This is a genomic window from Sorangium sp. So ce1153, from assembly GCF_051521595.1.
Lineage (GTDB): Bacteria > Myxococcota_A > Polyangia > Polyangiales > Polyangiaceae > Sorangium.
In genome coordinates this window covers 11,412,726-11,431,097 of sequence record NZ_CP150361.1, presented here as the reverse complement: position 1 = coordinate 11,431,097, position 18,372 = coordinate 11,412,726, and the positions used below count along the sequence as shown (strand labels likewise).

At 75.1% G+C, this 18,372-nt stretch carries 15 protein-coding genes and 1 tRNA gene; 8 read left to right on the top strand and 8 right to left on the bottom strand.

Annotated features, from left to right (window positions below; genetic code table 11):
• Positions 1-11: 11 nt before the first annotated feature.
• Genes WME85_RS41585 through cobT form a run of 3 tightly spaced genes read right to left on the bottom strand, consistent with a single transcriptional unit; the run spans position 12 to position 2,567 of the window.
• Positions 12-707: a histidine phosphatase family protein gene (locus tag WME85_RS41585; protein ID WP_437829465.1), complete on the bottom strand. Its 696-nt coding sequence runs from the start codon at positions 705-707 to the stop codon at positions 12-14.
• Positions 708-723: 16 nt separating this feature from the next.
• Positions 724-1,491: an adenosylcobinamide-GDP ribazoletransferase gene (locus WME85_RS41580; protein WP_437829463.1), complete on the bottom strand. Its 768-nt coding sequence runs from the start codon at positions 1,489-1,491 to the stop codon at positions 724-726.
• Positions 1,488-2,567 carry a nicotinate-nucleotide--dimethylbenzimidazole phosphoribosyltransferase gene (cobT, locus tag WME85_RS41575; RefSeq protein ID WP_437829461.1) on the bottom strand — a complete coding sequence of 360 codons (1,080 nt, stop codon included), beginning with the start codon at positions 2,565-2,567 and terminating at the stop codon, positions 1,488-1,490. Before cobT ends, WME85_RS41580 begins: the two co-directional genes overlap by 4 nt.
• A 205-nt stretch (positions 2,568-2,772) precedes the next feature.
• Between cobT and WME85_RS41570 the strand changes: the two genes are divergently transcribed.
• From WME85_RS41570 to WME85_RS41560, 3 genes are read left to right on the top strand one after another with little or no spacing between them, the layout of a single operon-like run.
• Positions 2,773-3,546 carry a hypothetical protein gene (locus WME85_RS41570; protein ID WP_437829458.1) on the top strand — a complete coding sequence of 258 codons (774 nt, stop codon included), beginning with the start codon at positions 2,773-2,775 and terminating at the stop codon, positions 3,544-3,546.
• A complete protein-coding gene (locus WME85_RS41565; protein WP_437829455.1) occupies positions 3,543-5,681 on the top strand; it encodes a TonB-dependent receptor plug domain-containing protein in 2,139 nt (712 codons plus the stop codon). Before WME85_RS41570 ends, WME85_RS41565 begins: the two co-directional genes overlap by 4 nt.
• Positions 5,681-7,012, top strand: coding sequence for a hypothetical protein (locus tag WME85_RS41560; RefSeq protein WP_437829453.1), 1,332 nt, complete (start codon positions 5,681-5,683; stop codon positions 7,010-7,012). Before WME85_RS41565 ends, WME85_RS41560 begins: the two co-directional genes overlap by 1 nt.
• Positions 7,013-7,191: 179 nt before the next feature.
• Here the strand turns inward: WME85_RS41560 and WME85_RS41555 are convergent.
• Positions 7,192-7,264, bottom strand: a tRNA-Ala gene (locus WME85_RS41555).
• 115 nt (positions 7,265-7,379) lie between these two features.
• Complete coding sequence (locus tag WME85_RS41550; RefSeq protein WP_437829451.1) at positions 7,380-8,549, bottom strand: acyl-CoA dehydrogenase family protein; 1,170 nt, start codon at positions 8,547-8,549, stop codon at positions 7,380-7,382.
• 258 nt (positions 8,550-8,807) lie between these two features.
• Here WME85_RS41550 and WME85_RS41545 point away from each other — a divergent pair, with 258 nt between their 5' ends.
• Genes WME85_RS41545 through WME85_RS41535 form a run of 3 tightly spaced genes read left to right on the top strand, consistent with a single transcriptional unit; the run spans position 8,808 to position 13,764 of the window.
• Entirely contained in the window at positions 8,808-9,863 is a 1,056-nt protein-coding gene (locus WME85_RS41545) for a RimK family alpha-L-glutamate ligase (protein WP_437829449.1), read from the top strand.
• Positions 9,860-10,612 (top strand): enoyl-CoA hydratase/isomerase family protein, encoded by a 753-nt coding sequence (locus tag WME85_RS41540; protein WP_437829447.1) that lies wholly within the window; start codon positions 9,860-9,862, stop codon positions 10,610-10,612. The genes WME85_RS41545 and WME85_RS41540 overlap by 4 nt, the downstream gene beginning before the upstream one ends.
• Before the next feature lie 2 nt (positions 10,613-10,614).
• Positions 10,615-13,764 carry an ATP-binding protein gene (locus tag WME85_RS41535; protein WP_437829445.1) on the top strand — a complete coding sequence of 1,050 codons (3,150 nt, stop codon included), beginning with the start codon at positions 10,615-10,617 and terminating at the stop codon, positions 13,762-13,764.
• A gap of 53 nt (positions 13,765-13,817) precedes the next feature.
• Here the strand turns inward: WME85_RS41535 and WME85_RS41530 are convergent, their stop codons facing one another.
• Complete coding sequence (locus tag WME85_RS41530) at positions 13,818-14,564, bottom strand: Uma2 family endonuclease (protein WP_437829443.1); 747 nt, start codon at positions 14,562-14,564, stop codon at positions 13,818-13,820.
• A gap of 215 nt (positions 14,565-14,779) precedes the next feature.
• Complete coding sequence (locus tag WME85_RS41525; protein ID WP_437829440.1) at positions 14,780-15,901, bottom strand: AAA family ATPase; 1,122 nt, start codon at positions 15,899-15,901, stop codon at positions 14,780-14,782.
• A 107-nt stretch (positions 15,902-16,008) separates the two neighbouring features.
• Between WME85_RS41525 and WME85_RS41520 the strand changes: the two genes are divergently transcribed.
• Positions 16,009-16,686: an RNA ligase family protein gene (locus tag WME85_RS41520; RefSeq protein WP_437829438.1), complete on the top strand. Its 678-nt coding sequence runs from the start codon at positions 16,009-16,011 to the stop codon at positions 16,684-16,686.
• On the opposite strand, the gene WME85_RS41515 is transcribed toward WME85_RS41520, so the two are convergent.
• Positions 16,675-17,283 (bottom strand): hypothetical protein, encoded by a 609-nt coding sequence (locus WME85_RS41515; protein ID WP_437829436.1) that lies wholly within the window; start codon positions 17,281-17,283, stop codon positions 16,675-16,677. The two genes, WME85_RS41520 and WME85_RS41515, sit on opposite strands and share 12 nt — an antisense overlap.
• 78 nt (positions 17,284-17,361) lie before the next feature.
• On the opposite strand from WME85_RS41515, the gene WME85_RS41510 reads away from it, so the two are divergent.
• Entirely contained in the window at positions 17,362-18,108 is a 747-nt protein-coding gene (locus WME85_RS41510) for a hypothetical protein (protein ID WP_437829435.1), read from the top strand.
• The last annotated feature ends 264 nt before the right edge of the window (positions 18,109-18,372 follow it).

The following is an 18,372-nucleotide window of genomic DNA, read 5'->3' as shown; positions in this document are numbered from 1 at the left end:
GTACGCGCCCCTCAGGGGGCCGCCAGCGAAAGGGCGGGCGCAGGGAGCGGGAAGCGCTCGGCCACGAGGTGAGGAGCAGGCGCGCTCATCGCCTCGATCCACGATGCGCCGCAGGCGACGACACGCAGCGCCCGCAGCACGCCCGCGTGCGCCACCAGGAGGTGGGGGCGCGCGCCGACCGGATCCATGGCACCGCCGGACGAGCCGTACGCGCGGGGCGTCGCGTCGAGCGCGCCGTACGCGCCGGTCGTCGCGTCGAGCGCGCCGGACGCGCAGGGCGTTGCGCCGAGCGCGCGCCAGAACGACCGCACCCGCGCCTCGACATCGAGCGCCGACTCGCCCCCGGGCGGCCCGACGCGCTCCCAGCCATCGAGCCACGCGCCGTACGCGATTGGGTCGTCGCGCTCGATGTCCGACCAGGCGCGCCCCTCCCAGGCGCCGTAGGCGATCTCGAGGAGGCGCTCGTCGACCGCGTGCGGCGCCCCGAGGCGCGCCGCGAGCTCGGCCGCAGGGCTGGCGCACCGGGAGAGCGGGGACGACCAGATCGCCCGTGGACGCAGGCCGAGGTCGCCGAGCGCGCGCTCGATCGTCGTCGCGACGGCCTCCGCCGAGAGCTCCGCCGCGACGTCGAGGCGGCCGTAGCATACACCGGCGAGCGGTACGGGGGCGTGGCGGAACGCGATGATGCCGCAGGGGAGGGGATCCACGCGCGGCGCTCCCGGCTCAGCCGCCCCGCGCGACGGCGAGGGCGAGCAGCGCCGCGCAGTCGGCGATCTGCTGCGTCGCGCCCAGGAAGTCGCCGGTGATCCCGCCCGCGCGGGCGCGGAAGCGGAGGCCGCAGATCGCCGAGGCGGAGGCGACCGCGCCGAGCATGGCCGCCACCTCGCACGCCGAGACGGCCCCGGCGGCGTGCGCGGCGGCGAGCGCGAGCGCCGGCCAGAACGAGCCGACGAGCGCCTGCGGCAGCGCCGCCTGCGCGACCGGCCGGCTGCGCGAGCCGCCCTGGGTGACGTAGGGGAGGGCGACCATCAGCCAGATCGGCGGGGTGCGCGAGAGGCACTGCGTGAGCACGAGCGCGACCGGCGCCGCGGCGTCGAGCCGCGCGAGCAGCGCGATGCGCAGCACCAGGACCACGATCAGCGCCGCGGCGCCGAACGAGCCGATGCGGCTGTCCTTGAGGATCTCGAACATGCGCGCGCGATCGAAGGCGCCGCCGAGCGCGTCGGCCGTGTCCGCGAGGCCGTCCTCGTGGAAGGCCCCGGTGAGGAGCAAGCTCAGCGCCACGGTGACGCTGGCCGCGACGAGCGCGCCGCCCCGATCGACGAGCAGCCACGCCGCGGCCTGGACGGCGCCGAGGCCGGCGCCCACGAACGGGAACCAGGCCGAGGCCCAGCGCCAGTCCGCCTCGGCGTACGGGAAGCCGCCGACAGGGACGCGCGTGAGGAAGGTCGTCGCTGCCCGGGCGCCGCGCAGGACCGGCGGCACCGTCATGGGTTCCCGGGCTTCTCGCGGTCTGGCACGCGCGCGCTCTCGAACGTCGCCATGCCGGCGTGGAGGGCGCAGGCGGCGTCGAGGAGGGGCAGCGCGGCCAGGGCGGCGCTCGCCTCGCCGAGGCGCATCTCGAGGTCCAGCAAGGGGCGGGCGCCGAGCGCCGAGAGGACGCGGGCGTGACCGCGCTCGGCCGAGCGGTGGGCGAAGATCATGCCCGCGCGCGCCCCGGGGGCCATCTGGACCAGCGCGAGCGCCGCCGCCGAGACGATGAAGCCGTCGACGAGCACCGCGATCCGCCGCTCGACCGCCCGCGCCATGGCGCCCACGAGCGCGGCGATCTCCTTCCCGCCGACCGCCCGCACGACGGAGCGCGGGTCGGCGCGCTGGACGCGGCGGACCGCGTCGCGCACGACCTCGATCTTGCGCGACAGCGCGCCGCCCGCGACGCCCGTCCCAGCGCCGACGACGTCCTCCGGAGCGAGCCCGAGGAGCAGCGCCGTCATCGCGGCGGCCGCCGTCGTGTTGCCGATGCCCATCTCGCCGAGCAGGACGACGCGCGTGTCGCCCCCGAGCGCGTCGATCTCGGCGGCGCCGGCGCGGAGCGCGCGCTCGTAGACGGCCTCGGAGAGCGCGTCCTCGACCCGCAGATCGGCGATGGGATCGTCGGCGACCGGATCGCGCCGCAGGAGCGCGCCGGCGCCGGCGAGGTCGCGATCGACGCGCTCGTACGGGTGGGCGACGCCGACGTCCACGACCCGCAGCTCGACCCCGAGGTGCCGGCAGAGCACGCTGGCGGCCGCGCCGCCGCGCACGAAGTTCGCCACCATCGCCGCCGTGACCTCGGCCGGGTACGCCGAGACGCCGTGCCGGGTGACAGGGTGATCGGCGGCGAACAGCACCGCCGCCGCCGGCCGGCTCGCGGGCGGCCCGCCCTGGATGCCGGCGAGCGTCACGGCGAGATCCTCGAGCGCACCGAGGCTGCCGCGCGGCTTGGTCAGCGCGTCCTGGCGCGCTCGCGCCGCGCCCGCCGCGACCGCGTCGGGCTCCGGGAACACCCAGTGAGGCGAAGAAGCCATGTCCCGGTTCTCTACTCTCGTGCCGGTGGCCCGGGAAGCGCGTTGACCGTCCCGGTGGGCCGTGATAGCCGCCCGTTCCGCCGAAGGGGTGTCTTCCGGGAGGCCTGCCAGAAAGGCCAGGTGGAGGCCCTCCCGGGGCGGGCGGACCGCCGCGGAGGCGGGGAAGCCTCCCGCCGAGCGCGGGCTCGCTCGAACTGGGGTCAGGATGTCGCTGCGTGTCCTCTTCGTCTGCGTTGCCCGCCTCGTCTGCGCGGTCTGCCTCGGCGCTTCCGCCGGCGCGCTGTCCGGGTGCGGCGGCGTCGACGCGCGGCCAGATGACGATGACGATGACGGCGACGAGCCCTCCGCCGCGGGGGGCGCGGGCTCGTGCCTCTCGGGGGGCGGCGGCGGAGCGGCCGGCGAGGGCGCGCCGTCGTGCGCCGGCCCGGGCGCGCGGTTCGCGACCGGCGTGGTGTCTGCCTGCTTCGGACCGGGGCAGGGGTTCGGTCAGGACCGGTTCCCGGACGTCGTCCTCGGCCCGCCGCGCGGCGCGGGGTGCTGCGGCGGCTCGCTCGACGTGCTCTCGCTCGGGGACGGCGGGGCGATCGTCGTGGCCTTCGAGGGCAACGCCATCGTCGACGGCCCCGGCGCGGATTTCCTCGTGTTCGAGAACGCCTTCGAGCGCGGCGGCGACGCCGCGAACGTGTTCGCCGAGCTCGCCACGGTCGAGGTGAGCGAGGACGGCGCCGCCTGGTCGGCGTTCCCCTGCGCCGCGGACCGCTACCCCTACGACGGCTGCGCCGGGTGGCACCCCGTGCACGCCAACCCCGAGGAGAACGACGTCGATCCGCTCGACCCGTCGTCGGCGGGGGGCGATCCCTTCGATCTGGCCGAGATCGGGGTCCCGCTCGCCCGGTTCGTGCGCATCACCGACCGCGCCGGGACGCCCGACGTCTTCGACCTCGACGCGGTGGGCATCGTCCACGCGCTGTGTCCGTGAAGGGCGCCGGGGCGATCGCCTGCGCCGCGCTCGCGGTCGTGGTCCTCTCGCCGCGCGCGCGGGCCGAGGAGACGGGCCGCGTCGCCCGCGGCGAGGGCGCCGCGGCGGAAGCCGCTACGCCTCCGGAGGGAGTACGGTCGGAGTCCGCCGCGCCGGAGTCCGCCGCGCCGGAGAAGGCTCCCCGAACGCGCGGGACGGCGATCGAGGTCCGCGTCGAAGGAGAGCGCTCCTCGACGAGCGCCGCGCGCGACCCCACCGCGGCGTCGTACGTGATCCGCGGCGATGAGCTCCGCGCGCCCGGCGCCACGGCCTCCTCCGTGCTGGGCCGCGTCCCCGGCCTGCAGGTCGTCCGGACCGGCGCCGGAGCCGACCTCGCGACCGCCTCGATCCGCGGCGCGAGCAGCGCCGAGACGCCGGTGTACCTCGCCGGCGTGCGCATCAACGACGACGTGACAGGGACGGCCGACCTCTCGCTCGTGCCGCTCTGGATGCTCCACCGGGTCGAGGTCTACCGGGGCAACGCGCCCGCCGACGCCGATCGCCTTGGCATCGGCGGCGCCATCTTCTTCGAGCCGGCGCTGCCGCGCGGCCCCCGCGTCGGCGCGGGGCTCGGCGCGGGCAGCTTCGGCGAGCTCTCCGCGTCGGCCTCGGCCAGCCTCGGCGACGAGCGGGCCAGCGTCCTCGTCGCGCTCAGCCGGCGCGCGGCGGACAACGACTATCCGTACGTCGACGACGCGGACACGGGGCTCACCGCCGCGGACGACCGGACCCGGACGCGGCAGAACGCCGACTTCGAGGCCTACGATCTCTGGACCGTCGGCCGCTACCGGCTGCCGCGCGGCGGCGGCGTCACCGCCCTCTTCAACGGGTTCGCGCGCGACCAGGGCCTGAGCGACCTCACCGCGAGGGCCGCGCCGCCCGCGAGCCCCGCCGCGGCCGCGCGCTCCCGCGTGCAGCGCTGGCTGGGCGCGGTCGCCGCCGCCGTCCCCTGCGCCGGCCCGCGCGGCGGCGGCGTCGAGCGGTGCCGCCTCGAGCTCAGGAGCTCGGCGATCCTCACGCGCCAGAGCCTCCGCGACCCGCTCCAGCGGCGCGGCTTGCCCGCGCCGTTCGTCGCGAGCGCCGGCGAGCGCGCGGCGGAGCAGGGCGCCGTCCGCTTCCGCGTGACCGACAGCGTGACCGCGTGGGCCTCCGCGGCGATCGAGCTCGAGCGCCTCGGCATCGATCACCAGTCCGGCGCGGCGCCGCTCCGCGCCCTCCGCGCGACCTCCCGCGCCTCGGCGAGCGCGTCGTTCACGCCGGCCCCCTGGCTGGAGGTCCACGCGCTCGGCGCCGTGGAGCACCACGCGACGCGCGTCGCCGGCGACGGCGGCGCGGCCGGCCTCGTCGAGCCGAGCGGCCGCCTCGGCGCGCGGCTGCGCCTCGCGGAGGGCGCCGCGCTCTTCGCCAACGTCGGCCGCTACGTGCGCGTCCCGGCGCTCGGCGAGCTCCACGGCATCTCGCCGATCGTGCGCGGCAACCCGGAGCTCGAGCCCGAGCAGGGCATCACCGCCGAGCTCGGCGCGCGCGCGGCCGCGGCCCTGCCGCGCGCGCGGGCCGAGGTCTCCCTCGAGCTCCTCGGCTTCTCGCGCCTCGCGTCCGCGCTCGTCGCGTACCGCCGCTCGGGCCTCGGCGCCGTGCGGCCGTACAACGTGCAGGGCGCGCGCGTCCTCGGGCTCGAGCTGACGGCCTCGGCGTCGGCGCTCGACCACGTGCGCGCGGCGCTCACGCTCACCGCGCTCGACCCGCGGGACACGTCGCCCGAGCGCGGAATCGTGAGCGATTTCCTGCCCTTCCAGGCGCGCCTCGCCGCGGCGCCGTCCCTGGAGGCGTACGCGGAGCCCGGGTGGCTCGGCGGGGGCCGCGCCTCGCTGGGGGCGCGGCTGCTCTACCGGTCCTCGCGCGTCGCCGACCGCGCGGGGCTCCTCGTGCTCCCGGAGCAGGCGGCGGTCGACGTGGAGCTCGCCGTCCTCGCGCTCGACCGGCGCCTGTCGGGGCGCCTCGCCGTCGAGAACGCCACGGGCGCGCGCATGCTCGACGCTGTCGGCTTCGCGCTCCCGGGGCGGAGCGTCCACGCGGCGATGGAGGTGTGGTGGTGATGACGTCTTCGTTCGATCACGCGTTGAATCAGGCGTTCGGAGAGCGCCCTCGCCGGACCGCGCGCTCGTCCCCGTCGGCGCTGGCCCTCGTCGCGGGCGCGGCCGGCGCGCTGCTCGGGTGCAACGCGCCGGCGCCGCCCGAGGACACCGGCGGTACCGACGCGCCCGAGGGGCCGTGCGGGATCGGCGCCGTCGTGATCAGCAGCGACTACCAGTCCACGAGCGTCGGCCTGCTGAGCTGGGACGGCGAGGTCCTCTCCGCGTCGATCGCGTCGTCGGCCTCGGCGCCCGTCGTGCTCTCGGCGCCGCTCTCCGGCGACGTGACCGCGCCGACGATGCCCCTGCACGGCGGCCGGCTGGCGCTGCTCGATCGCTCCGCCTCCGTGCTCACCTGGGTGGACGCGCGCAGCGGCGACGTCACCGGGCAGCTCTCCGTGGCGACCGGGTTCGCCGCGAACCCGCAGGACTACATCGAGGTCTCGCCCGCGAAGGCGTACGTCCCGCGCCTCGAGCCGAACCTCGCCCCGGGCGCCCAGCCGCTCGACGGCGGGAGCGACGTGCTCGTCGTCGATCCCGGGGCCCGCGCCCTCGTCGGCCGCGTCGACCTCTCGCCCGCGATGGCCGGGGAGGACCCGGAGTTCCACCCGCGGCCGAGCCGGGCGGTGCTCGTCGAGGGGAGCCTCTACGTGCTCCTCACGGCGTCCACGCTCTCGTTCCTGGAGACGGCCGCGTCGCGCCTCGTCGAGATCGACACGCGCGACGACGCGATCAAGGCGGTCACCGTGCTCGAGGGGCTGCACGGCTGCACGGGGCTCGCCGCGTCCGGGAGCGGCGCGCGGCTCGCGGTCGCGTGCTCCGGGTCGTTCGGCGGCGACTCGACCTCGACCCTGGCCGAGGCGGGGCTCGTGGTCCTCGCGCGCGGCGAGGCCGGCCTCGTCGAGGAGCGGCGCTGGACGGCCGGCGAGCTCGGGGAGGCGCCGCCCGGCTTCTCCGTCGCGTTCGCGTCGGAGGACACGGTCCTCTTCACGACCCTCGGGCGCGACGCGAGCGGCGGCGAGCCGCCGGTCGACGACACCCTGCTGGCGGTCGACCTCGCCGGCCGCGAGCCCGCCGTCCTGCTGCGCTCGCAGGAGCTCCCGTTCTCCCTCGGCGAGGTGCGCTGCGCGGCCGCCTGCGGGCGGTGCCTCGTCGCGGACGCGGAGACCGACGGCGGCGTCGTGCACCGCTTCGACGTGGGCGCTGGCGGCGACAGCCGCGCGCTCGTACACGCGGGCGCCTTCCACGTCGACCCGCGGGTCGGCCTGCCGCCGCGCTACATCGGCGCCTTCTGAGGGCCTGTCGTATCCGCCTGCTGCGCCGGTCGGCCTCCGTCGGCGTACCTTCGCACGCCTCGGCCGGCCTCCCTGGCCTCTGGCCGCTCGCTACGGCGGATACAGCGAGCTCTGAGCGAGCACGCCGGCAGGCAGGCACGGCGTGCCGGACCCCCGCGGGAGTCCTTCGGTCCTATCGGTGGAGCTGAGGGGGATCGAACCCCTGACCTCATGACTGCCAGTCATGCGCTCTCCCAGCTGAGCTACAGCCCCGGTCGTTGGGAGCGGCATATCTACAGCCTCTCGCGCCGCTTGTCTCTATTTTTTTTCGGCCGGCGGTGAGTTTCCCTTCCAGTACCCCGCCTCGCGCGGCAAGGCGGGCCAGCCCTCAGAAGTTCATCAGCTTCGCCAGGTAGTACTTCATCGTCTCGGTCGTCCCGCCGCCGATGCGCAGGAGCCGCTGATCGCGCCAGGCGCGCGCGATGGGGAAGTCCTCGATGTAGCCCCAGCCGCCGTGGAACTGGAGGCAGGTGTCCACGACGTCGTTCGCCACGTCGCCCGCCAGGATCTTCGCCATCGAGATGAGCTTCACGGTGTCGAAGCTGATCGGCACCTTCCGCACGTACCGCTCGTCGTTGTAGTGATCGATGCACTTGTAGACGAAGGCGCGCGCCGCCTCGCAGCGCGTGTACAGGTCCACGAACTTGTGCTGCCACGACTCGCGCTTGATGATCGGCTTGCCGAACGCCACGCGCTCGCGCCCGTAATTGACCGTGTTGTCGAGCGTCATGAACGAGCTCGCGATCGCGCCCACCGCGGCGACGAGCCGCTCGGTCTGGAAGTTCTGCATCAGGTACGCGAAGCCCTGATCCGGCTCGCCGAGCAGGTAGCGCCGCGGCACCCGCACGTCGTCGAGGAAGAGCTCCGCCGTGTCCGAGGACTTGTTGCCGATCTTCTTCAGCTTCTTCGCGACGGTGAAGCCCCGGAGCGCCGTCGGCACGAGGAAGAACGAGCAGCCGTGGGCCCCCCGGTCCGGCGACGTCTTGGCGAGCAGCGTCACAAAATCGGCGCGCGTCCCGTTCGTGATGAACGTCTTCTGCCCGTTCAGCACGTAGTCGTCGCCGTCCTTGCGCGCGGTCGTCCGGATCCCGGCCACGTCGCTGCCGGCCGCCGGCTCGGAGACGCCGAGCGAGGCGATCTTGTCGCCCGCGAGCGCCGGCCTGAGGAACTCCTCGATCTGCTCCTTCGTGCCGATGTCGCTGATCACCGGCGTCGCCATGTCGCTCTGCACGAGCAGCCCCATCGAGACGCCGGCCATCGTGCAGTGCACGAGCTCCTCGGCCTTCGCCGCCGAGAACCAGTAGTCGAGCCCGGCGCCGCCGTGCTCCTCCGGGAAGTGCGCGCCGAGGATCCCGAGCTCGCCGGCGCGCTTGAACACCCAGTCGGGGAAGCACTCCGACGCCTCCCACTCCTCCACATGAGGAGCGAGCTCCTTCTCTGCGAAGCCCCGCACCGTCTTCCTGAACTGCTGATGTTCTTCCGTGAACGGCTGCCACATCGCGAACCCCTCCTCGGCGACAGGAACCGAAATGATTCGTACACGAAACATTTTCCAGCGCAAGCGACGCGCCTTACCGCGCTTCCGCCCCCGCCGCGTCCACCGCTGGAAAGGCGGGCGGATGGCGCGGCGCGCGACCGCGAGCGCGACAGCGCGAGCGCCGGCTGGACCGCGCGGGAGAGCGGCGAGGGCGCGAAATCCGAATCGTCGCGCGCGCCCATCCACCCGGTCTGCGGGCTCTGCTAGCCTCCGGGCCACATGCGATTCCTCGTCCTGTCACGCAACGCGTCCCTCTACTCGACGAGCCGCATCGTGCTCGCGGGGCGCGCGCGTGGCCACGAAGTCAGCGTCATCGATCCGCTCGATTTCCAGATCGTCGTGTCGCGCGGTCGCCCGTCGTTGCTGGTCGGCGGCTCGCCGGTGCCCCGCTTCGACATCGTGATCCCGCGCATCGGCGCCAGCATCACGAACTACGGCCTCGCCGTGGTCCGCCAGTTCGATCTCATGGGCGTCCCGGTCCTGAACGGCGCCGTCTCCATCGCGAGGAGCCGCGACAAGCTGCGCGCGCTCCAGCTGCTCACGCGCCGCAAGCTCAACGTGCCGATCACCGTGTGCGCCCGGAGCCCGGCCGGCGTCGAGGCGGCGCTCTCGCTCGTCGGCGGCTGCCCCGCGATCGTGAAGCTCCAGCAGGGGACGCAGGGCATCGGCACCATGCTCGCCGAGACGCCGCACGCGGTGCACGCGCTGCTCGAGACGTTCTGGGCCATGGGGCAGGACATCGTGCTCCAGGAGTACGTGCGCGAGTCGAAGGGGCGCGACATCCGCGTCATCGTCGTCGGCGGCCGCGTGGTCGCGTCGATGCGCCGGGTCGCGAAGCCGGGCGAGTTCCGCTCGAACCTCCACCGCGGCGGCAAGGGCGACCGGGTGAAGCTGCCGCGCGCCTACCGGAGCGTCGCGATCCGCGCCGCGAAGGCGATGGGCCTCGAGGTCGCCGGCGTCGACATGCTCGAGGCGCGCTCCGGGCCGAAGATCCTCGAGATCAACAGCTCGCCCGGGCTGGAGGGGATCGAGCGCGCGAGCGGCGTCGACGTCGCGGGCGCCATCATCAGCTACGCCGAGCGGTACGCGGAGGAGCAGCGCGGCCTGAGCCGCGCCGCGCTCGAGGCGCGCATCGCCGAGGTGATCCACGACGAGCGCATGCCGGTCCCGCGGCGGCTCAGCCGCGCGGCGGAGAACGGCGCGGGCGCGGGCGCAGGCCGTCGAAAGCCCGCGATGCTCACGAACGGGAGGGGCGCGCGGAGGGCGGTCTCATGACCCTCCGGGTCGAGGCGGCCGGCGACGCGGTCGTCCTCACCATCGATCGTCCCGAGTGCAGGAACGCCATCGACAGCGCGTTCGCGAGGCGCCTCGGCGATGCGATCCGCCTCGCCGGCGCCGACCCGCGCGTGCGCGGCGTCGTGATCGCCGCGAGCGGCGACATCTTCGTGGCGGGCGGCGACATCCGCGAGCTCCACGCGCTCGCCAGCGGCGGCGCGCAGGGCGGCGAGATCCTCGCGATGTTCGACGGCCTCGCGGCCTTCGAGGAGAGCGAGGTGCCGATCGTCGCCGCGGTGCAGGGCGACGTGCTGGGCGGCGGCTGCGAGCTGCTCCTGCTCTGTGATTTCGTCATCGTCGAGGAGCAGGCGGGGCTCTCGTTCCGCCACGTGAAGATGGGCCTGTCGCCGGCCTGGGGCGGGCTGACGCGGCTCTGCGAGCGGGTGGGGCCGCTCGAGGCGGCGCGGCTGCTCCTGACGGCGGAGAAGATCGACGCCGCCGAGGCGCTCCGGATCGGCCTCGTGAGCGAGGTCGTCCCGACCGGCGCGGCGCGGGGCCGGGCGATCGCGCAGGTGAACCGCATCGCCGACAGCCCGCGCGCGTCGGTCGCGGCGATGAAGCGGTCCCTGCGCAAGGTGCGCGAGGCGCTGCGCGCCTCTGCCATCGAGGTGGAGCGGCAGGCGTTCGCCGAGCAGTGGAACGGCCCCGAGCACCGGCGGGCGATGGATGCGTTCCTGAGCAAGAAGTGACCGTGGCGCAGGGCGGGGGGCGCGGGGCGGAGGACGCGAGCGGCGCCGGGGCCGCGCCGGGCGACGCCGGGGCCGCGCCGGGCGACGCCGGGGCCGCGCCGGGCGGCGCCGGGGCCGCGCCGGGCGACGCCGGGGCCGCGCCGGGCGGCGGCGAGACGGCGCCGGGCGACGCCCGGGCCGCGCCGGGCGGCGGCGAGACAGCGCCGGGCGGCGCTGAGCCCGCCCCGGAGAGCGCGCTCTTTCCGATGCGCACGCCGCCGACCATCGAGCACTTCATCGGGCGCCGCCCGCACCTGCGCGCCCTGCGCCGCGCGGCCGAGTCGCTCTTCCTGGAGCGGCCCATCTCGGTGCTCGTGCACGGCGCGGCGGGCATCGGGAAGAGCGCGCTCATCCACCAGTTCCTGATGGGGCTCCGCCGCGACAGGGGGCCGGTCATCCTGCGCGGGCGCTGCGCCCTCGGGGCGACGGAGTCCTACAAGGCGTTCGGGGACCTCATGGAGGCGCTGAGCCGCTTCCTCCGGCGGATCCCCGGCGACGAGGTGGAGCGCCTCCTGCCGCGCGACATCCGCGCGCTCGCCCGGGTCTTCCCCGTGCTCGCGCGCGTGCCCGCCGTCGCGTCGGCGCCGCGCGTGAGCGAGGCGCCGGACGCGCAGGAGCTGCGCCAGCGCAGCTTCGCGGCGCTCCGGCAGCTGCTCTGGCGCATCGCCGAGCGCCGCCCGCTCATCGTGACGATCGAGGACCTCCAGTGGAGCGACATCGACAGCGTGGCGCTGCTGCTCGAGCTCACGCGGCCGCCCGACGCGCCCGCGATGATGTTCCTCGGCAGCTACCGGACCGAGGACGCGGCCGGGAGCGCGCCGCTCCGCGCGCTGCTCGAGGGGATGGGGTTCCGGCCCCCGGCCGCAACCGAGGCCGCGCCAGGCGCGCCGGACCACGTCGAGCGGCTGCGCCGGGACGGCGATCTGCGCGAGATCGCGGTCGGCCCGCTGTCGCCGATCGAGGCCGAGGAGCTTTCGCTCGCGCTCCTGTTCGCGCGCGACGAGGGCACGCGCGCGCGGGCGGACGCGATCGCGCGCGCCTCGCGCGGCAACCCGCGGCTGCTCGGCGAGCTCGTGCGCGACGCGCAGGAGCCCTCGGGCGAGGGCGTCGAGGGGGGCCCGCGGGGCGACGCCGCGCTCGAGAGGGCGCTGGCGGCGCGGCTCCACCGCCTGCCGGAGCAGGCGCTCCGGCTGCTCGAGGTGATCGCCGTCGCCGGGGAGCCGATCGACGCGGCGGTCGCCGCGCGCGCGGCGAAGCTCGACGACGAGGAGCGCGCGCAGGCGCTCGCGCTCCTCGTCGCGGAGGACCTCGTCGCCGCGCGGCGCGCCGGCGAGGGCGAGCTCGTCGAGGTGTCCCACGACCTCGTGCGCGCGTCCGTCGTCGGCCGGCTCGGCCCGGAGCAGCTCGCGGCGCGGCACCGGCGGGTCGGGCGGGCGCTCGAGGCGCTCGGGACTGCGGACGCCGAGACGCTGGCGCGGCACTGGCTCGGCGCGGGCGAGCCGGCGCGGGCGGGGCGGCTCGCGACGCTCGCGGCCGAGCAGGCGGCGGAGGCGCTCGCGTTCGAGCGGGCGGCGCGGCTCTACGAGCTCGCGCTCGGCCTGCTCTCGCGCGACGCGGAGCTCCCCGAGGCGGAGCGGCGCGCGCTCGGGGTGAGGTGCGCCGACGCGCTGGTCGACGCGGGCAAGGGCGCGGAGGCGGCGAGGCTCTACGCGGCGGCGGCGGAGGGGGCGGACAGCGCGCTCGGGCTCGAGCTGCGCCGCCGGGCCGCGGAGCAGTACCTGCGGAGCGGGCACATCGACGAGGGGATCGAGCTGGTCCGCGCCGTGCTGAAGGCGGTCGGCCTCTCGTTCCCGGAGACGCCGCGGCGCGCGCTGGTGGCGCTGCTGCTGCACCGCGCGGAGCTGCGCCTGCGCGGCCTCCGGTTCCGCGAGCGCCCCGAGCGGGAGGTGCGCCCGGAGGATCTCGCGCGCATCGACGCCTGCTGGACGGTGACGGTGGGGCTCTCGGCCGTCGACATGGTCCGCGCCGCCGAGTTCTCGGCGCGCGCCCTCCTGCTCGCGCTGCGCGCCGGCGAGCCGTACCGCATCGGCCGCGCGCTCGCGTTCGAGGCCTCGTCCGCGTGCATGATGGGGGCGCAGAACCGGGCGCGCGCGGAGGAGCTCGTCTCCGCGGTGCGCGCGCTCGCGGAGCGGCTCGACAGCCCGCACCTCCTCGGCCTGTCGATGATGGTCTCGGGCATGCTCGAGGCGTTCACGGCCGGGCGCTGGAAGGAGGCGTCCGCGTGGTACGAGCGGGCGGACGGGCTGCTGCGCGACCGCTGCACCGGCGTGGCCTGGGAGCTCGCGACGACGCAGCTGATGGCTTCATGGGCGCGGTACTACCGCGGGCAGGTCGACGCGCTCGCGCGGACGACGCCGGCCGTGCTCCGGGGCGCCGAGCAGCGGGGCGATCGCTACGCGGCGGCGATCTTCAGCGTGCAGGCGGCGTGGGTGGCGCTCGGGGCGGACGACGTCGCGGGCGCGCGCCGCGCGATCGCGGGGGCGCTGTCGCGGTGGACGACGTCGGGGTTCCACCTCGAGCACTTCGTGGGGCTGCTCGCCGAGACGTACGTCGACCGGTACGCCGGCCGCGCCGGGTCCGCGATGCGGCGGCTCACGGCGGCCTGGCCGACGATCGAGGGCTCGATGCTGCTGATGATGCAGAACAGCCGGGTGATGGCCCACGTGGAGCGCGCGTGCACGGCGCTCGGCGCGGCCGAGGGCGCGGCGGAGCCCGAGCCGCTGATCCAGGCGGCGCTCAGGGACGCCGCCGCGCTCTCGCGGGAGCGGATGGCGTGGTCGGACCCGTTCGTCCCGCTGATCCGCGCGGGCGCGGCGGAGCTGCGCGGCGAGCGGGACGCGGCGATCGCGCAACTCGAGGCGGCGGCGGCCGGGTTCGACGCGGCGGACATGCCGCTCTACGCGGCGGCGGCGCGGCGCCAGGCGGGCGAGCTGCTCGGCGGGGAGAAGGGGCTGCAGCGGCTTCTTGTGGCGGACGCGGTGATGGCGCGCGAGCGGATCAAGAGCCCGGCGCGGTGGGCGGCGATGCTGGCGCCGGGGTTCGGGCGGCGGTGAGGCGGGGCGGATGGGCTGACGTGTGCGGCGCGGCGGACAGAGGGAGTCTGCCGCTACCGCTCGTCCGGGCCGTTGCCGGGCAGCGGTCCGAACTGCTTCTCGTACGCCGCGAGCCGGGCGGCGAGCCGCTTCGCCTCGTCGCTGGCGGCGCGGGCCTGCTCCTCCGCGGCGCGGGCCTGCTCCTCTCCGGTCGGTAGCACGCGCCCCTGGGCATCGAGCCACCGCAGCCAGTCGACCTGGAGGCCGCGGTAGATGCCCTGACGTACCCCGAGCCGGAGGCCGAGGCTCGCGCTCGGGACATCGCCGTTCGCCTCGGGCAGCACCGGTACATAGGACCGCGACGCCCGATCGAGCGCGTAGGCCTCGAGCGCGCCCGAGAACGGATCGAACAGGTAGTACTCCGGCACGTGCAGGAGCTTTGCGTAAATCCGCATCTTGTCGCCACGATCGACGGCTGCGGTGCTGTCGGAGAGCAGCTCGATGACCACGTCGGGCGTCCGCCCGTCCTCCTGCCAGACAACCCAGGATTTGCGCTCTCGCCGGGTGGTATCCAGCACCACGAACACGTCGGGCCCTCGGAAGTCGTTCTTCTTCGCCTGCAGCTCGCTGAAATAAATGGCCATGTTGCCGGAGACGTACACGTCGTCGCGGTCGCGCCAGAGGAGCTGCAGGACCTCGATGAGCAGGTCCATCTGCGCGCGGTGGCGCTCGGACTCCATCGGCTCTCCATCGTCGTAAGGGAGCTCGTCCTCACCGGGCGGGGGAATCGGGATGGGAGAGTTCTCGCTCTGGAAGGGCATACGTCGCTCCAGGCCCAGCGTACCGCACCGCGTGCGCGGGCGCAGCCGGCGCCGGACAGCGCGTCACGCTCAGCTCGGCGTGGCCTGCGACCGCCTGCGTCGCTCGCCTGCGTCCCGCGGGGGCCTCCTCCCCGGGTGCAGGCCCATCGGAGCGTGGCGCGCCGTCCAGCTTCGGCGCGCTCGCCGTCCGCGAGCTCGCGCGGCGGCGTGAGCCGTCAGCGCACCGCCAGCACCACCTCGTGCGCCTCGGTCCTCGCGGGGATCTCCCAGCGCTCGGTCATCCGGCGGATCGCCGCCTCCGGCACCGCGGCCTCGCGCGCGCGGTTCTGCGCGAACAGGACCGCCGCGGACGCCTCCACGTACACGACGCGGATCCTCGCCCCGTAGTCGGCCGCCAGCTGCAGCACCGGCCCGCGCCGCTGCCGCGAGAGGTTCGTCGCGTTCCACACGAACCGCTCGCCCCGCCGGAGGTGCTCCTTCGCCCGCTCGCGCGCGGCCTGGACCACCTGCCCCTGCGTGCCTGTCGGATCGATCTCGAGCTCGCTCCGCAGCGCGTCCAGGGAGACCACCGGCCAGTCGGCGAGGTGGTCGCGAACATAGGTGTCCTTCCCGGCGCCCGGGAGCCCGCTCATCACCACGACCTCGGCGCGCGTGTCGTCGTACACCTCCACGTCCGGGTGGCGCCCTTCGGAGCGGAAATACACGAAGCGCGTGTGATCCGACGCGAAGGCGCGCGGCCCCGTGTAACACCCCTCGTCGCGGCAGAACTCGCGGAAGAGCTCGATGTTGTCGACCACGCGGCCCATGTCCGCGCAGACGCGACCGCGGATGTCGGCCTCGGCCACGAGCGCGAGCAGATCGCAGCGCGCGTGGAGGCTGACCTCGGCGGCGACGCGCCGCGCGTCGTCGCGCTCGATGAGGTAAAACGGGATCTGGTGGTAGCGCACGAGCGCGCACACCTGCTCGCGCAGCGCGAACGGCGCGCCGAGCTCCCAGAGCAGGCGGCGCGCGAGCAGCTCCCCCGCGCGCGAGTGGCCCTTGGCCGTGATCCGCCCGTCCTCCTCGCGGGTGGTCGCCGGCTTCGCCACGTCGTGGAGCAGGCACGCGAGGTACACGGCGCGCTGCTCCTCCGCCGGCAACGCCTGCCATCCGGGCAACGCGAGGAGCGTCTCCAGCACCATGCGGGTGTGGATCCAGACGTTGCCCTCGGCGTGGTGGATCGGGTCCTGCGGGCAGGCCTCGAGCGCGCGGACCCAGTCGAAGACCTGGAGCTCGTCCCAGGGGACACGCGCCGGATCGGGCGTGAGGAGGTCGAGGAGCGAGGACGAGGAGGACATGAAGGAAGCACCCCTTCCGAGCGCGTTTCGGACGCAGGCGCGACGCAGGCGCGGCAGCGGGACATAGCATGTCCGCGCCAGGGCGCCGGTGCTACCCTCGAGCCGCCATGTCCGCCAAATACCCCCGCTCGTTCCACCTGCCATGGTCGCCCGGCGGCACGTCCGACGACAAGCGTATGGCGGACGTGTCGGGGCTGCTCGGCGTCGAGATCGTCATCACCGAGAAGTGCGACGGGAGCAACCTCACGTACACGCGGAAGAGCGTCTTCTCGCGCTCGCACTCGGGCCCTCCTTCCCACCCGAGCTTCGATCTCGCGAAGGCCACGCACGCGAGCGTCGCGCACCTCCTCTCGGAGGGCATGTCGCTCTTCTGCGAGTATTGCTATGCGGTCCACTCCATCGAATACGACGCCCTGCCGGGCTATTCGCTGGTCTTCGGCGTGCGCGACGACGCGCGGGGGCTCTTCTGGGAGTGGGATATGGTCGTCGCCCAGGCGAGGGATCTGGGGCTGCCCACGGTGCCTGTCCTGTTCCGGGGCACCGTCGGGGGCGAGCGCGAGCTCGAGGCGCTGACGAGCGCGCTCGCGGCCGAGCCCTCCGCGTTCGGCGGCCCGCGGGAGGGGGTCGTGGTGCGCGTCGCGGGCGAGTTCCTGGACGCCGTGTTCCAGCGGCGGCTCGCCAAGTGGGTGCGGCGCGGGCACGTGCAGACGGACGAGCACTGGATGCACCAGGAGATCCGGGCCCAGCGGCTCGCGCCGGGGCCGGCAGAGGCGCTATCGCCGTGAGGCCAGCGCCGCGAGCCGCTCGCAGAGGCGCTCGCGGAGCGGGCCATAGGCCTCGCGGTAATGCTCCCAGTCGAGGCGCTCGTCCGCGGCGATCTCGCGCCAGTACGGGTTCGCGGCGCCATAGTCGTGGATCGCCCCGGACTCGGCGATCTGGACGGCGAAGAGCGGCACCCGGAGCGCGTGGAAGAGCTTCTTCTTCGAGGCCTCCGGCTCCTCGTCGAAGCGGGCGCCGGCCTTCTTGAAGTCGGACGCGGAGCGGCTCGCGGCCGACGCGGCGAGCTTCTTCCTGTCGAGCTTGAACGGCAGCGGCGGCCGCGCCTCCTTGAGCCGGTGCTCCGGCGGCAGGAACAGGCACTCGAGCGCGAAGACGCTGTGGGCGGCGAGGGCGTCGCGGAAGGTGTCGAGGCCGTGGACGACGACGTTGACGCCGGGCGAGAACGCGAGGTCCTGCTTCGCGTCGCGGCGCCCGAGGACGGCGACGAAATCCTCGTCGGACTGCGCGGTCGCCGTGCCGTACACGCGCGATCCGGCGCGGAACGCGCTGTGGATCTCGCCCTGGGTGCGGCCAAGGACGCGGAGCACGGTCGACAGGCTCATGGCAGAGGGATCCTTCGGTGTTGCTCCGTGGCGCACAAGGGCTCGACGTCGCCACGCAGGCGGCGAAAGAATACCCTCGTGACCCGCTTCGCCGTCGCCTGGCTTCTCCTCGTCGCCCTCCTGGCCGCCTGCCATCGCGGCGACGGCGCCCTCCAGGACGACGGCTTCCGGCGCCGGCTGGCGCGCGGCTGCGGGAGCGAGCCGGATTGCCTCGTGCTCGAGCTGGAGGCCCAGGCCCGCGTCGACCGGTGCGCGTCGACCTGCGAGGAGGCCGAGGCCGATCTGCGCGCGTCGAGGTCCCTCGTCGCCCCGCACCGGCAGCGGCGCGAGGCGCGGCAGGCGCAGATCGCGGCGCAGCGGCAGGCCCTCGAGGCCGCGGAGGCCGAGCGCCGCCGCGCCGAGCTCGAGGCCGCCGAGGAGGCGCGCCGGCAAGACGAAGCGGCCCACGCGGCCAGCCTGGAGCTCGCCGCGGCCGAGCTCGCCTGCGCCCAGCAAGGCGACGCCGCGGCCTGCGACGCGCTCCTCCGCTACCTCGCCGGGGCCGACGCGATGGACGCGCGCGACGAGCGCGCCGCCCAGGTGCGCGCCTCCCACGAGAAAGGCCGGCGGCTGATCGCGGAGCGCGGCGCCGCGAGGGAGCGCTCCCGGGAAGCCGCCGAGACGCCCACCTCCGCGCGGCCGGGCGGCAGGTCGGGGGCGCGCCCCGGACAGCGGCCTGCTCCCGAGGGCCGCGTCTGTTGCTGCGACGGCACGCTCTCGCCGACCTGCACCTACGTGAAGCGAGGGTGCTGCTCGCACCACGGCGGGGTCTGCGCCTGCCCCTGAGCACGCCGTAGACCGCAGGGACGTACGTCGCGCGCGATCCCAAGGTCGCGAATCCCACGCGATCCCACACCGCGCGATCCTGCGCGGGCACGCGAGCCATCGCTCGCGCCAAGGGGGTGACTCGACGTGAGGTGGTGGCCCTCTCCACAGTTCGGGAGATCGCGAGCCACCGTCACCGTCCTGTGAACCTGGTGTTTCCTGGAGCTTCTAAGTACCGTGCTCGCCCGCCGCCTCCCGCGGCGGCGTCTCTGCGCTTCCAGGAGG

Bases quoted from the DNA above. Each gene is read 5' to 3' on its own strand.
- WME85_RS41580 (WP_437829463.1), bottom strand. From the start codon at position 1,491: ATGACGGTGCCGCCGGTCCTGCGCGGCGCCCGGGCAGCGACGACCTTC.
- cobT (WP_437829461.1), bottom strand. From the start codon at position 2,567: ATGGCTTCTTCGCCTCACTGGGTGTTCCCGGAGCCCGACGCGGTCGCG.
- WME85_RS41570 (WP_437829458.1), top strand. From the start codon at position 2,773: ATGTCGCTGCGTGTCCTCTTCGTCTGCGTTGCCCGCCTCGTCTGCGCG.
- WME85_RS41560 (WP_437829453.1), top strand. From the start codon at position 5,681: ATGACGTCTTCGTTCGATCACGCGTTGAATCAGGCGTTCGGAGAGCGC.
- WME85_RS41550 (WP_437829451.1), bottom strand. From the start codon at position 8,549: ATGTGGCAGCCGTTCACGGAAGAACATCAGCAGTTCAGGAAGACGGTG.
- WME85_RS41545 (WP_437829449.1), top strand. From the start codon at position 8,808: ATGCGATTCCTCGTCCTGTCACGCAACGCGTCCCTCTACTCGACGAGC.
- WME85_RS41540 (WP_437829447.1), top strand. From the start codon at position 9,860: ATGACCCTCCGGGTCGAGGCGGCCGGCGACGCGGTCGTCCTCACCATC.
- WME85_RS41530 (WP_437829443.1), bottom strand. From the start codon at position 14,564: ATGCCCTTCCAGAGCGAGAACTCTCCCATCCCGATTCCCCCGCCCGGT.
- WME85_RS41525 (WP_437829440.1), bottom strand. From the start codon at position 15,901: ATGTCCTCCTCGTCCTCGCTCCTCGACCTCCTCACGCCCGATCCGGCG.
- WME85_RS41520 (WP_437829438.1), top strand. From the start codon at position 16,009: ATGTCCGCCAAATACCCCCGCTCGTTCCACCTGCCATGGTCGCCCGGC.
- WME85_RS41515 (WP_437829436.1), bottom strand. From the start codon at position 17,283: ATGAGCCTGTCGACCGTGCTCCGCGTCCTTGGCCGCACCCAGGGCGAG.